Source organism: Micromonospora reichwaldensis (genome assembly GCF_031845925.1).
GTDB lineage: Bacteria > Actinomycetota > Actinomycetes > Mycobacteriales > Micromonosporaceae > Micromonospora > Micromonospora reichwaldensis.
Window position 1 is genome coordinate 55,317 of the sequence record NZ_JAVRFL010000034.1, and the last position, 13,570, is coordinate 68,886.

General features: G+C 67.6%; 13 protein-coding genes and 1 pseudogene. 7 read left to right on the forward strand and 7 right to left on the reverse strand.

Features of this window, described 5'->3' with window-relative positions:
• Positions 1–197 precede the first annotated feature (197 nt).
• Positions 198–1,343 carry an IS110 family RNA-guided transposase gene (locus RM555_RS24455; RefSeq protein WP_311413926.1) on the reverse strand — a complete coding sequence of 382 codons (1,146 nt, stop codon included), beginning with the start codon at positions 1,341–1,343 and terminating at the stop codon, positions 198–200.
• Positions 1,344–1,684: 341 nt separating this feature from the next.
• Here RM555_RS24455 and RM555_RS24460 point away from each other — a divergent pair, with 341 nt between their 5' ends.
• Positions 1,685–2,719, forward strand: a complete 1,035-nt coding sequence (locus RM555_RS24460) for an IS110 family RNA-guided transposase (RefSeq protein WP_311413927.1) — start codon at positions 1,685–1,687, stop codon at positions 2,717–2,719.
• A gap of 262 nt (positions 2,720–2,981) precedes the next feature.
• Positions 2,982–4,760 (forward strand): hypothetical protein, encoded by a 1,779-nt coding sequence (locus RM555_RS24465; protein WP_311413928.1) that lies wholly within the window; start codon positions 2,982–2,984, stop codon positions 4,758–4,760.
• 284 nt (positions 4,761–5,044) lie between these two features.
• Here RM555_RS24465 and RM555_RS24470 read toward each other — a convergent pair whose 3' ends face one another.
• On the reverse strand, positions 5,045–5,446 hold the full coding sequence (locus tag RM555_RS24470; protein WP_311413929.1) for a hypothetical protein: 402 nt from the start codon (positions 5,444–5,446) through the stop codon (positions 5,045–5,047).
• A gap of 165 nt (positions 5,447–5,611) precedes the next feature.
• On the opposite strand from RM555_RS24470, the gene RM555_RS24475 reads away from it, so the two are divergent.
• Together RM555_RS24475 and RM555_RS24480 are read left to right on the forward strand one after the other, a co-directional pair.
• Positions 5,612–6,187 (forward strand): DUF6461 domain-containing protein, encoded by a 576-nt coding sequence (locus RM555_RS24475; protein WP_311413930.1) that lies wholly within the window; start codon positions 5,612–5,614, stop codon positions 6,185–6,187.
• A 123-nt stretch (positions 6,188–6,310) separates the two neighbouring features.
• Positions 6,311–6,529 (forward strand): annotated as a pseudogene (locus tag RM555_RS24480) (IS5/IS1182 family transposase); the annotation flags it as partial.
• A gap of 354 nt (positions 6,530–6,883) precedes the next feature.
• Here RM555_RS24480 and RM555_RS24485 read toward each other — a convergent pair.
• The 5 genes from RM555_RS24485 to RM555_RS24505 form a co-directional block, all read right to left on the reverse strand.
• Entirely contained in the window at positions 6,884–7,375 is a 492-nt protein-coding gene (locus tag RM555_RS24485) for an A24 family peptidase (protein WP_311413931.1), read from the reverse strand.
• 293 nt (positions 7,376–7,668) lie between these two features.
• Positions 7,669–8,541, reverse strand: a complete 873-nt coding sequence (locus tag RM555_RS24490; protein ID WP_311413932.1) for an oxygenase MpaB family protein — start codon at positions 8,539–8,541, stop codon at positions 7,669–7,671.
• Positions 8,538–9,776 (reverse strand): MAB_1171c family putative transporter, encoded by a 1,239-nt coding sequence (locus RM555_RS24495; protein WP_311413933.1) that lies wholly within the window; start codon positions 9,774–9,776, stop codon positions 8,538–8,540. Before RM555_RS24495 ends, RM555_RS24490 begins: the two co-directional genes overlap by 4 nt.
• A 7-nt stretch (positions 9,777–9,783) precedes the next feature.
• Complete coding sequence (locus tag RM555_RS24500) at positions 9,784–10,356, reverse strand: ImmA/IrrE family metallo-endopeptidase (RefSeq protein ID WP_311413958.1); 573 nt, start codon at positions 10,354–10,356, stop codon at positions 9,784–9,786.
• 2 nt (positions 10,357–10,358) lie between these two features.
• Positions 10,359–10,868, reverse strand: a complete 510-nt coding sequence (locus RM555_RS24505; RefSeq protein ID WP_311413934.1) for a hypothetical protein — start codon at positions 10,866–10,868, stop codon at positions 10,359–10,361.
• Positions 10,869–11,586: 718 nt separating this feature from the next.
• Between RM555_RS24505 and RM555_RS24510 the strand changes: the two genes are divergently transcribed.
• From RM555_RS24510 to RM555_RS24520, 3 genes are read left to right on the forward strand one after another with little or no spacing between them, the layout of a single operon-like run.
• On the forward strand, positions 11,587–12,015 hold the full coding sequence (locus RM555_RS24510; protein WP_311413935.1) for a hypothetical protein: 429 nt from the start codon (positions 11,587–11,589) through the stop codon (positions 12,013–12,015).
• Positions 12,009–12,896, forward strand: coding sequence for a hypothetical protein (locus RM555_RS24515; RefSeq protein WP_311413936.1), 888 nt, complete (start codon positions 12,009–12,011; stop codon positions 12,894–12,896). The genes RM555_RS24510 and RM555_RS24515 overlap by 7 nt, the downstream gene beginning before the upstream one ends.
• Positions 12,893–13,570 (forward strand): SAF domain-containing protein, encoded by a 678-nt coding sequence (locus RM555_RS24520; protein WP_311413937.1) that lies wholly within the window; start codon positions 12,893–12,895, stop codon positions 13,568–13,570. The genes RM555_RS24515 and RM555_RS24520 overlap by 4 nt, the downstream gene beginning before the upstream one ends.

Consider the following 13,570-nt stretch of genomic DNA (forward strand, 5'->3'; position numbering starts at 1 on the left):
GGACTTCTCGGTGCGCGCCTTGCTCAGGACCCACAACCGATTCGTCGTCATGGCTATGACGGCTGAGATGGGCTCCACCGGGGCGGCCATAAAGGGACCCACCACGGGAGGCCTCGCCGAGAGCCAAGTAACGGTGCGTAAGGGTCAAGACTGCTGGTGTGCTGTACGCCAATGCGCGGATCTGGCTCCCCTCTGTGTCAAGACACCGCCGGAAGGAGGGTTCTATCCTGGGTCTCGGCGGGTCCGGGAAGTGACTTCTCCGAAGAGCCGGCTGGGGGATTAGAGCCGGTCACGTTGGAGCCAGTTGCCGTTCCCCGTTGTCCTCCCGGGCCCGCCGCCGTAGCGGCTGTGGCGTCGTCGGTCATGCATCGGTAGACGATGTCGGACAGGCGTCGTTTCAGGGCGCGCATCGCTTCCATCGATGTCTTGCCGGCAGCCTTCTTGCGGTCGAAGTAGGCGCGGCCTTCGGTGGGGTTGCGAAGCTGGACGGTGGCCATGATGTGCAGGACCCGGTTGATCTGCCGGTTGCCGGCGCGGGAGAGCCGGTGGCGTACCTGATCGCCGGAGGAGGCGTCGATACGGGCGGTGCCGTTCCAGGAGGCGAAGTGGGCCCGGTTCGGGAATCGGGTGATGTCGCTGACTTCGACCAGCAGCCGGGCGGCGCCGGACGGTCCGATGCCATGCAGGTCCATCAACGTGGTGCCGGTGGAGGCGACCAGTTCCTTCAGCTCCTTGTCGGCTTCCTTGGAGCGTCGGTAGATCCGTTCGAGGTCGGCGATCAGCTCCGCAGCAACCCGCCGGCGGGCCTTGCCGACCGCATCACGGGGCCGGACCGTGGCCAGCAGTGCTTTGGCTTGTGCGGCGGACAGGCTCTTCTTCGCCCCACCCGGGATGAGTTCGAGGAGCAGTTGGTACAGCTGGGACACCATCCGGGTGTGGTCCTCACCCAAAGACCGGCGACGGTCGACCAAGATCCGCAGCAAGGCGAGCTGCTCATCGTTGACCACTGGACGCAGCCCGGCCATGCGGGTGCCGACCAGCGCGATGGAGTGGGCGTCGGTGGCATCGGTCTTGCGGCCCTGCCCGGTGGCGAACACCCGCGCCCTGGCGGACAGCTTCGGCGGGACGTCGACGACCTGCTCGCCGTCGGCCAGTAGCCGGTTGGCGATGTGCCGGCCGATGCCCTGGCAACCCTCGATCGCCCAGACCCGGTTCGGCCATCGGCTGGCGTACTTCCTCATCGCCGTGTAGCCGTCGCGGTCGGTGTCGAACCGGCCGCCGCCGACGATGGTCTCGTCGCCGGCCATGACCTCGATCGTGGCCGAGCGCTTGTGCGGGTCCATCCCGATGACCACACGATCTGACGTGCTACCCACCGCGTCCTCCGATGCTCGATCCACCTGGGTTGTCGAGCCGGGAGGGCAACGCTACTTCGAGCCGAGCAAACCCCTGACTTGTCTACTGGATTCAGATGCCCGGGTCTGCAGCCCGTAGCGTCAGGGCGTCGGTCGGCACTGGCTCGCAAACCCCTTGCCGCCCTCGGGCTGGCTCTTCAAGAGCGTGCCGCCGCTGGCCGGCGCCCGGCCGTGGCGTGGCTCAACAGAGGCGTGCTCAGCGATTCCCCAAGTCAGGCTGCCCGCCACGGCGATCCTCGTTCGCACTGGCGGAAGGAACCCGGCTCTCCGTGATCACGATCGGCATCGACCCGCACAAGTCCTCCTTGACCGCTGTCGCCCTCGACGAGGCCGGTCACCTGCTGGCGACAAGGCGGATCACCGTCAACGCCGCCGCATACAAGACGCTGACCGACTGGGCCGCCCGCTGGCCGCAACGCCGCTTCGCTGTCGAAGGCGCCGCTGGGCTAGGGCGAGGTATCGCGCAACTGCTGGCCGCCGCCGGCGAGCACGTCGTCGACGTCCCAGCCACCCTGGCCGCTCGAGCTCGACTGCTGGACACCGGCGGCACCCGCAAGACCGACGCGGCGGACGCCGCCAGCGTCGCTCACGCCGCCATGCGGCACCAGCGGTTGCGCAAAGTCGTCGCCGAGGACCATCACACCCGGCTGCGGTTGCTCTCCGAACGCCGCGACGACCTGGCCCGCGAACGCGTCCGGCTGCTCAACCGGCTTCACGTGCTGCTGCGTGATCTGATCCCCGGTGGCGCGGCACTGGACCTCACCGCGGACAAGGCCGCCGCGCTGCTGCGCAACACCCGGCCGCTCACCGCCACCGACAGCTGCCGCCGCGACCTGGCTCGTGAACTGATCGCGGACCTACGCCAATTGGACCGGCGCCTGCACACCAACCAGGCCCAGATCCGGCAGGTCCTGAGCGAGACGCACTCCACCATCACCGAAATCCGCGGCGTCGGGCACATTATCGCCGGGAAGATCCTCGGCCACGTCGGTGACGTCACCCGCTTCCCGACCGCCGATCACTTCGCCAGCTACGCCGGCACCTCGCCACTCGAGGCCACCAGCGGCGAACGCCGCCGCCACCGGCTCAACCCCACCGGCAACCGGCAACTCAACACCGCCCTGCACACCATCGCGCTCGTTCAAGCCCGCGACGCAGGCCCTGGCCGCGCCTACTACCAACGCAAACTCAGCGAAGGAAAAACGCCCGCCGAAGCCCGACGCGCGCTCAAACGACGCCTCACCAACGTCCTTTACCGGCACCTCACCAAAGATCACCTCAAACTCGCCACCGGCACGGGTTGACACACAGAGGCGCTCTTGAGCCTCTCCCCGCCCTGGGGCGGCGCCCGGGCCGCGCAGGCCAAATGAGAGCCACACGACCAGCGTGGGCAGCCGAAAAGTGAGCGACAGCCCGGGCGCCTCGACCGAAGCCTGGTCGGGCCACGGTCGCAGGTCAATGAAACAAGTAGCCGAGAAGTGGATACCTGATCGCGTTGCGCGCTGGAACTTTCCTGAGCAAAAATCAGACCATGACGTACGGAAAGGGCGCCCCGCGCCTCGCAGAGTGAACAGTTCGGCACCGGCGGCATCGCCGACGAACTGGGAATGGCTAGAAGTAGGCATCGCCTCGGGCGACGTCCTGAGTCCCGGCAGCGATGCGCGGGAATCAATCTTCCGCTTCGTCCGGGCCGACTGGGACGGGCTGATGACCCGTCGCCTGCTGATCTTCACGACCGACCGGCGCGCTGCGGCGCGCCGGACGATCTTCGAATTGCTGGACGAGTTGTGCTTCCAGAACTCCGACTGGCCCCTGGTTGCAGACGCCGCCGAGCTAGCGCTGAGCGACGTGGATCCACCGGTGCGGCGTACCGCGGCGAGGCTACTGGTGAACACCGCCGAACCTGGTCGCGCCATGGCGGCGTTGACCGCCTCGACCGATCCGGTCGTCCGGATCGCCCTCGTCGAGGCCATGCCCTGGCACAAGGTCCTGGGGCATGAGGCCATCCTGGAACGCCTGCGGGCGGATCCCGTTCCGGCCGTCCGGCTGCTGGCCAACATCGCAGTGTTCAGCAAAGACGACTCGGCGGCCTGGCCGGTGCTGGACGCCGCGATTCGTGCCGATCTCGAAACGTGCGCCGGTGTTCTGGACGCGCCAGGTTCCCGTCTGCCGGAGACGGCGGGTCAGCACTGGGCAGGGGCGCTGACCCGTCTCGACCGGGAGGAGGACTGCTGCGCCTGGACGCAACGGCTCACGAACCCGGCCGAGCGCCCGGAGGTTAGGCGCGAAGGCGTACGGATGGCGGTCGCGGCGATGCGTGAGTGGCGCGCCGCGCCCGGCCGGGTAACGCCGATGCTGATCACCCTCCTGAAGGAAGAGCCTTCTGAGGTGCGGTCGGCGGCCCTACACGCGGTGGCGGCGTCGATGACCGCGTCCCGGCTGGCCGCCGACGATCTCGCGGTGGTGCTGGACGACCCTGACCTCGGCACGGTGGCCGCCATCGGCTTGGGCAGTATCGGCGACCACCGAGCAGTGCCGCATCTGGTACGGCTGATGCTCGCCGACAGCGACGAGCCCCGCCTGGCTAGGGCCTTCAGGGCGGTTGCCCGGGCTGGCGCTGATCCGGATGCGCCGGTGGCCGCCGCTCGACAGATTTTGGCAACGCTTCCGGATTCCTGCTCGCCGGACCTACCGATGCGAGTGTTGGCCGCGTTCGGCCCGGCTGCGGCTCCCGCGGTGCCAGAACTCATCGCCAGGCTCGAGGGGGCCGAGAATGACACCCCGGACTGGGCGTTCTACGTCCTGGGACAGATCGGCCCAGCAGCCGCAGCCGCAGTCCCGGTGCTGCGGGATTACCCGACGCAAGGCGCGGCCTCCGCCCTGCTCAAAGTCACGTTGGACCGGGCCGTGGCCGAACGCTATCTCGCCGGACGCCCGGAAGAGCTTCGCCGTGGCCGCTTCGCACCGGAGCTGCTGACCTGGCTCGCCGAGCACGGCGGGCTCACCGTCCGTCAGCACAGGCAGCTGCGGAGTCTGTTCAAGGTTCCCGGATTCGAGCAGGTGGAATCGGCCGGCGCAGTGTGGCTCCACGAAGGTCCGGCGGCAGCCGCTGAACTGCTGGAGGTCCTGCCGACGTATCTGTCCGACGACCTGTGCGGGCCCGAGGCGTTGCGGGTGTTCGCCGCGATGGGGTCACATGCGCGGCCGATACTCGACCGGCTGGATCGGTTCATTGCCTCACGGCGTCGGGCCGGGTTGAACATCGGCGACTTCGACGCCGAGATGCGCGCGGACGAGATGCTGCTCGCCGCAACGCTCGCCGCTCGCAAGCAGATCGCCGGATGAATCTGCATCTCGGCTCAACCCACGGACCGCAGCTGGCCGATGCATGTCACCTCTTCTGCCGCGATGATGGCGCCCTGCGAGCCGCAGCAGTCGACACCGGGCAATCGCCTTGCCGAGCACCCCAGCGCCGGACGGATTCGAGATCACCGAGGTCGCTGACACCGCCGCCGTGAGGCCGCCGATAAAGCGGGGCCGCGTGCACGCTTCTGCCGCCGATCGTGCGCACTCTCCACCGGGCTGGGCGTCGCTGTCAGTAACAGTCTGCAGTTCCGCGAGGTGAGGACCTACGATGGCTCCGGCGGCCGTACGTACGGAGCCAGTCGTTCTCCAGCAGCGAGGTTGTCGCGCCAGTAGCGGTAGACCAGGCCGGGTACCACCTCAACCGATCCTGCTGCGACGAGGCAGGTAAGAAGATCAGCCCCGGCCGGTGCGTCGACGTCAAAGGCAACGATCACTGGTGGTTCGTCACCGACGTGCCGACGCACCAGTGCGCGCTCGTCGAGGTTAGGTTCCCGGAACCGAGGATCCTGGAACTGGGTCGGGCAGGCCAGGTATGCGACGTCGGTGAAGACCATCTCCAGGCTGTGGTGGTAGGTCAGGTCATATCCCGCGGCCAACCGAAGCTGGGAGCCGTCGAAGTGCAGCACGTCCCAGTCCCACCAAGATCCCGCAGGCAGTTCGATCACACCGCCAATCCTCCCATCGGTGATCAGTCAATGAATCAAGGCGACATTCCGGACCTGCCGCAATCCGCTCGATTGATTCGCGGCGCCAGTCCGCTGAAGTGACCTCGGACGCTACGGGAGGTTGGGAGGAGGCCGCGCCCGTCGGAAGCGATCGACAATGGCCGCATGCTTTCCGACCTTCTTGCCTACTACAGAGACCTCGAGACCACTGGACTGCCGGTGGCGATGTGCTGGACGGTGGCACAGCCGCTCGGCGCTGCCCTGACCCTCGAGGACGTCGCGTCCCGCCTTGGTGGCGACCCCGACGATCTCGAAGTGCTTGACCTGTCCGAAGCCTACGAGATCGGCCCGAACGACGGATGGGTCCTGCATCTCGATCAGGCAGGCCCTGCTGTCACCATCTTCGAGAACAACGGCTTCCAGGGCACCCGCCCGGAGGTGCTGCGGGCGCTCAGCATCGACGCGAAGGTTCACAGTGCCTGGTGGGATGTCGAGGCGATGACACGGTTCAGCTTTGCCACACAGGGCGAGCTCATCACCGCGATGGAAGCTGGCTGGCCATGCGCAGGAGCCAGACCCGATGCGCTCGACTCCGAGCTTGCTGATCTCTACGACGCCATGCGGACTCCCGGTCTGTGGGTGGCAGGAATGCTCGCTGCCATCGAGCTCCGTACCGGTATCCGTCTTGATCGCGACTGGTTCGATCGCCCACACGAAGCCATCGTGATTGCTCGTACCTGAACCAGAACGGCCGCGGCAGTGCCGAGCGCCCTTCCGCTGATCAGAAGGAGTCCTGACACGGACACCCGTCGGCTAAGGGGCGTCTCGTAACTCGGTGGCTGGTCCATGGTGGATCTTGTCGGGGTGCAGGTGATCTCGGCGGTTCGCCAGGAGTGGATCTTTCCGTTCACCGGGCTGCAGCCCGCCCAGTTCCGCAGGCTGGTCCGGCTGGTCGCTGAGCGTGGCGGTGACGCGATCGCTGACGGTCGGCCGGGCCGGCAGTGGTCTCTCGACCTTGCCGATGGGGTGTTGCTGGTAGCGGCGTATTGGCGCACGAACCTGACCATGCGGCAGATCGGCCCGCGGAGCCGTCGCTCGCCACCAGGCGATGGTGCCAGACGCTGTGGTGCGGCATGACGTCACGGCGCGGATCATCCTCTCCGAAGTAGTACCGTAGGTGCGGGGCGAGCAGCACTCCGACGTTGATGAAGAACTCGGCCTCCCCTTAGCGCGGTGGTGCGCTGGATGTCGAGGGCGATGCCGTTGCCCTCTGGGTCGAAGTACCGGAAGACCGGCCCGCGGCGGATGAAGCCGTCGGCTGCCAAGTCGGCTTCGATGAGTTCGACGAACCGTCGTAGCAAGGCGTTCACGAGGCGGCAGAGTACCGTCCCCACGACAGGCCGCAGATCCGGCATTTGGCAGTTGCCTGGTCGGTGATCAAGCGGGGAGCGCGAGCATCACGACAGCGCCAGCGATGAAGAACGGGCCCATCGGGATGTGAGCTTCGCGACGCACACGTCCGCTGGCCAACAGCACGGCACCGACGAATCCCGCGCCAAGGAAGCCAAAGAACACCGCGCCGAACGCGGCGCCCCATCCCCACCACCCCAGCAGCGCGGTCATCGAGAGGATCAGCTTGGCGTCGCCCAGACCCATGCCGCGCCTGCCCATGACCAGCCCCATGCTGACGAACACTGTAGTGGCGACGGCCGCGCAGATCGTCGCGTCGATCATGGGCTCCCACCGATCGGTGACGGTTGCGTCGATGGTGAGCAGAGCGAAGACGCCGGCCGCCGCCGGCATGGTGATGACGTTGGGCAGACGGTGCACCTGAGCGTCGATGAACACAAGCGGGACTGCGCAGCCGGCCCACCACAGGCCGGCGAGCAACACCGGGACGGTGGGAGCGGCGAGGACCACGATGGCCACGGCGACCGCAGCGCAGAGCTCCAGCAGATATGGAGGGGCTCCCACACTGTGCCAACACCGGCCGCATCGGCCGCTCGGCAGCAGTGCGGCCCAGCCGGGCCCGATCGGACTCACCTCCACACCGCAGCACTCGCAAGCCCGCCGGCTGAGCCGGCCCGCTGGGACGGCCAGGCGAACGACCATCCACCGCAGTAGCGGTGTGACTGAGAGTGCGAGCAGGATCAGCTCAACCCTGCTGGGCTTGTCAGGCACCCCGAGGCGCTGCGGCGCCGACAGCAGCGCCGGCCGGCTGCTCATGTGACGGGGTGACCGGGCACATGGTCTTGCTGCGGGCCAAGCTGGCTGATCTCGTACCCGTCGGGGTAGCTCTTGGTTTGGATCCCGTCGGCGAACAACGGCGTTGTACGCGGTGCTCCGAACCACCGTTGAAGCCGCGAGCGTGTCTTCAACGCCACGTGCAGGCCAGCCCGGACCGGCCACGCCGGTGCCTCGACCTGCATCGCTCGTTGGAGTGGTGCGTCGTACATGGCGCTGACCAGCGCGTTACCCAGCGGGGCGAAGGGCTTGGGGATGCGGGTGAGCATCAGCATGCGGGTGGCCCGCTCGATGGTGGCCGCGTCGTCGTTGGGCTGCAGATGGGTGGCGTCGTAGGCGTCGAACCAGCTCTCGAACTCCTCGTAGGACCCGGGGATGTCCGTGATGCGCATCCGCCGTCCGAGCTCCCGGTAGAACAGGTAGGTGGCCTGTCGCTCGTGGCAGCAGGGTTGGCGCCAGCCGTACTCCTGCAACCAGCGCGTCGGGATCACCACCAGGCAGCCCAGGACGTAGAGGAAGTCGTCGTTGCTGATGTCGTGCGGGCGGTGGATCTGGTTGACGCGCCGCAGCGCGTCCCGGCCACGGGGCTGCTCAAAGCCGTTGAGCACCATCTCGTACATCAGCAGGCCGGTGTCGTCTATCCGCTTCTGGGTGCGATCGGTCAGCTCGCCCGTGGCGGTGTGCACAGCGGCGATTGCGGGGATGGAGAAGGACCGGTTGAAGGCGAGGTTGAGCCCGAGCTTCATGTCCCACGGGAACTCGTAGCGCAGCATCGTCTGGTAGATCACCAGGTAGTCGTGCTCGGGATCCATAGCGCGGGTGCGGGTCAGGTTTCCGTAGCGGCCTCTCATCGGCGGGCGTCTCCTGCCGTGGGGTGCGGGGTGTCCTCAGCGGTGAGCTGCTCGCTCGCGGCGAGCGTCTGGGCCACCACCGGCGATCGGGCGTAAGCGTCAGTGACGAGCGTCAGCCACGCGACCTCACCGGCGAAGCCACCGTCCGGACGGTGTAGCTCATCCGCGGGTTGCGGGATTGCGGCCGCGAGACCGGCGCGACGTCGACGCAGGGCGCAGGCCAGATGTGCTGCCTCGACGGCTGCCCGTCGCTCATCCGTAGAAAGTCTCGCCTGTTCGGCGAACTGCTCGGCCAGTGCCGTCACGCCAACATCCAGGTACGGGCGAAGCGCTAGGCGTCCGTCGCGGATCTCGGCTACCCGGCGGGTCAGCGCGTAGTCGATGTCGCGGACGGCCGCGAGGGGGCGGCGCAGGCTCGGGTCGAGTTCGAGCTCGGGCAGGGCCGCGATGAGGTCCCGCCAGAGTGGTTCGAGTCGGCGGTACGAGTGGAAGTCCTCCCACCGCCGCGTAACCCTGAGGGTGGGCCCCCACGCCGGCATGGTGAGGCCGATCGTAATGAGCAACGCGCCGATGGTCACCAGAACCGCGGCGATCTGCCGCTCGCCAGCCGGCTGGTAGCCGGCCCAGTAGGCGATGAGATACGCGATCTTGTTGGTGCTGTAGAGCAGTGCAAAGGCGGCACCCACCGCAGTGATGCGAAGGCCCCTGCGCAGCCAGGGGCGCCCGCAGATTCGGGCGAAGCTCCAGCACAGCCGTGTGATGTCGAAGCAGTAGGCGAAGAAGCCAAGGAGCAGGAAGATCAGCAGGTAGGCGGTCACGACGGGATCCGTCGCATATTCGACCGTCAGGAGCACCGGCTCGTCGTACGTGAGGGTGTAGACGAACAGGCCGGCCATGACGAGGAACGCGCACGCGGTGGCCCAGACCCACCGGCGGGTACGAGCGGCGGCCTTCGCAGGGGGGAGTGCGAGGTAGAGGAGCATGTTCTCGGCACTCGCCGAGATGGTCAGGGCGCCGGCGTGAGATAGGACCTTGGCCAGGTTGGGTAGCCCCGACACCCGGTCGATCTCGGTCGCGATCTGCGGGATCGCGAATGTGATCCCGGCGGCGAAGGCCCCGAGGCCTATACAGATCGCGCGACGAGCTTGGCTGGGATGCCGGCGCTGGAGTCGCATCATGTACCCGAGTGCGAACCAGCCGGCTACCGCGCAAAGGGCGTACAGGAAGGTGTCCATCGACGACCTACCAGCGGGGGTGTTCGAGCGAGTGCCGCAGTCGGCCGTACAGCTCAGCCTGCAGACCATCCAGCGGTTCGTCGTCCACGTCGCCGAGCCCTTCACGAACCCGCCGGAGGAGCAGCGAGCCGATCATCTCGGCTTCGCGCTCCTCCGCAGCGGCGTAGTTGCTCCGGCCCAGGCTGCGCTGGACCAACTGCGGGTCGAGGTCCGGCAGCAGCAATCGGGAGGCGTCCGCGTCCAACACTTCAGTCGCCCGGTGGCCAGCGAGCAGGTGGCCTACCTCGTGACCGATGATCAGCAGTTGGTGCAGCGGCGAGGTGTCCTGCTCGAAGAAGATGGCGTCGAACTCGCCGGTCGGCACGCACATCCCGCAAACGGTGTGCGCCGGGAGGCTGATCGGCACCAAATGGATGGGCCGGCCACGCCGTTCGCCGAGCACGTCGCACAGCTTCCGGATGTCGAACGGCTCCGGCACCTCAAGCTCGGCCACGATCTGCTCGCAGCGTTTGCGTAGTCGGTGCAACTTCACGTCAGCGTTCCCCCGCTCGTCGGCGTACTGCCACCGAAGAATCTGCACAGTCAACTGCGATCGTCCGGCGTGGCACTGGCTGCGCCCTCGGCCACGGCGCGCAATCGGGCCACCATCTGCTCAATGAGCTGCGTATCCCCCGCGGACAGTCCGTTGTCGGCGAGCACCTGGCGCAGCGCTACCTGCTTGACGTCCATCCGACGTAGTTCGCTGAGCAACGTGATCTGTTCCTGTATCCGCCGTGCGGCCGCGTCGTCCACGAAGTAGCCCGAGTTCACGCCGAAAGCGGACGCCAGCGCACGCACGTGCGAGGTACGGGGATCGCTGGCCACGCCACGGCGCAACTCTCCGATGTAGGCGGCGCTGATCGTGACACCGGTCTCGGCCGCCGTAGCGTTGATCTTGTCGGCGATCTCCTTGTTGGTGTACCTGCGCCCAGGCTCGTCGGAGTCGCTGAGCTCCTCGGAGGTCGGGCGGATCTTGTCGAACAGGTACTCCAGCCTGGCGGCCAGCGTGTCCAGGGGCGGCAGTTCCTGCTCAACGTGCCGATCGTCGACCATGATTCTTCACCCCTCCAGCGACTAAACAACAGTGTCGCAGATGCCTGCGTCAACAAAACAGATGTTGACACATGCACGGAACGTGAGCGTATGCTCGCTCCTGTTCGGAGCAACGCCTGTTGAGCGGTGACGTAAACCGCTAAACGTCTGTTGCGCGACTCCTGCTGATCTCGGCAGGGCCACCCGAACCGGGGGGAGTCGTCAGTGAGAGGGATCAGCTGGTGAGGGGCACGAACGGGGGGAGCTGTCCTGCGGCGCTCACCGACGCACTCGGCCATCGGCAGGAGCATCGGCACCTCTGCCCGGCCGCCGCTGATGAACGGGGGTCGCTGGGCCGCTTGGTTAGGGAACCACTCCCTGCCAGTGGCCCAGCGACAGTGGCTCTCGACGTCGGGGAAAGAGGCGAACCCCTTGCGCAGTCTGCCACCGATGACGGTCGCAAGCGGACAACCAGTCTCGGTACCCATCAGCGGTACGACCGAGTTGCCGGCCGGCCAGCGGGCTGAACGTTTGGCCAGCCGTCATCAGGAGGCTGCGACTGCGCTGGTCACCAGAGAGAGGAGGCATGACCTTGGTCGCCACCGCCAGCAGGTCCTTCAGAGTTGGAGTCTGTTGTCTGGCCGCGTCGCTCCTTGGAGCAACGGGCTGCACGGGCGAGGAGCCTGCCACCGAGCCGAGCCCCACCTCGACGGCCGCAGCGGCTACCCCGTCGCCGACGGTGAACGCAGAGGAAGCCGAAGCCGGCGCGGCCGCTCTCACGGCCTACCGGAACTACGTACGGAGCTACGTCACCGCCTCGAACAAGGGTGACTACAACGCCAAGCTCGACAGGTTCGTGGCCGACCCGGCGATGCTGACGGTGCGCCAGGACCTGCTGATCAAGTTTCAACAGGGACTCGTCACCAAGGGAGAGCCGGTCTCCGCGCCTGCGGTGAGCAAGGTCGACACCAGCCGGCGTCCCTTCACCGCCGAGGTCGAGGACTGCTTCGACACCGGGAAGTGGGACGTGATCTCCAAGAAGACCGGCAAGTCGGTGCGCATCGAGGGCCAGGCCACGAGATACGTGGTGATCGCCAAGGCCGAACTGTTCGACGACGGCCGGTGGCGCGTCCGAGAGGTCAACGCCCAACGGGAGAGGCGATGCTGAAGCGGAAGTCGGCCGTGGTCGCGGCCCTGATTCTGGCGGTCGGCAGCGGCACGCTCCTCGCACCCGGCGTGGCGTACGCCGACTACGAGCACTGCGACGCGCTGGGCAACTGCTACTGGGTGGTCGAGAAGCCTGGTACCGGCGGCGGTGATAACGGCGGCGGTGGCGACAACGGCGGTGGCGCCGGGAAGGGCTGCAGCTATGAAGGCCAGACCGTGCCGTGCGTCGTCGATGAGTTCGGCGTGTGGGACGGGTCCTGCTATGTGAAGCGCGTCCCGCCGCCGCCCGGTGGGCGGACTGACGGCTACTGGAGCATCCGCACGTGCGGCATCTACGGCGGCGTCCCTTCGCAGACCGCGGCGACCTGGTCGCCGGACCCGCCCGCCGGGATCCTGCCGTCCTACCAGGAGCTCGCACAACGAGCCATCGCCCAGATGAACCTCGACGGCCCGGACATCGGGATCGCCCCGCAGACCAGCGGCGCCGGTCTGGTCGGACTGCCGATCTGGCTCTGGAACAGGGTGAGCCCCAGCACCTGGGGACCCATCACCCGGACAGCGGCGGTGCCCGGCCGATCGGTCGCGGCCACCGCCCGGGCTCAGAAGATCGTCTGGAGCATGGGTGACGGTAACTCTGTCACCTGCACCAAGCCCGGCACCCCGTTCCGGCCCTCCTACGGCAACAAGAGGTCGCCGGACTGCGGATACGACGGCTACCGCCACCCGAGCAGCACCCAGGCCGGAGGCCGCTACACGGTCACGGCCACCACGACATGGCTGATCACCTGGAGCGGCGGAGGCGGAAACACCGGCTCCCAATCCATCGAGCTGTCCTCCACCACCACGATCGACATCGACGAGCTGCAGGTGATCACGTCATGACCAGTACGCCGACCAAGTCCACCCGTGCCGCCTCGCCGGTCGCTGCCCCGTACGCCATTCCCCGGGTCGCTCCGCAACGTCGCTGGCGGCCGGCGCTGGTCTGGCTGGCGGTGGCACTGGTCGCCGCCGGCGGGTTGATCGCGGCCGCGGTGCTGCGCACGGTCGGTACGACGGCCGAGTACTTGGCGGTGAGCACCACGGTCGAGGTGGGCTCCGTCCTCGACCGGTCGGACCTCAGCACGGTACGCATCACCGTCGACCCGGCACTCAAGCCGATCAGGGCCAGCGCCGCCGATCAGGTCGTCGGCAGGTTCGCGGCGGTCGCGCTGGTGCCCGGCACCCTGCTGACGCAGGCGCAACTCACCGACACGGCGGTACCGGGCCAGGGGCAGCAACTGGTCGGCCTCAGCCTGCCGCAGGAGCGCCTGCCCGCCGAGCGGGTGATACCAGGTGCCGAGGTACTGCTCGTCGTGACCACGGACGACGGTCCGGTCTCCAACCAGCAGCAGACCGCCGCGCCGATGAGCATCAAGGCCACCGTGGTGGACGTGCGTACCGGCGCCAAGGAGGGCACCACGCTGCTCAACGTGGCCGTCGCTGAGCGCGATGGACCGCTCGTCGCCTCCCGTGCGGCGGCTGGCCGCATCGTCGTGGCACTGACCACGGGAAACTGA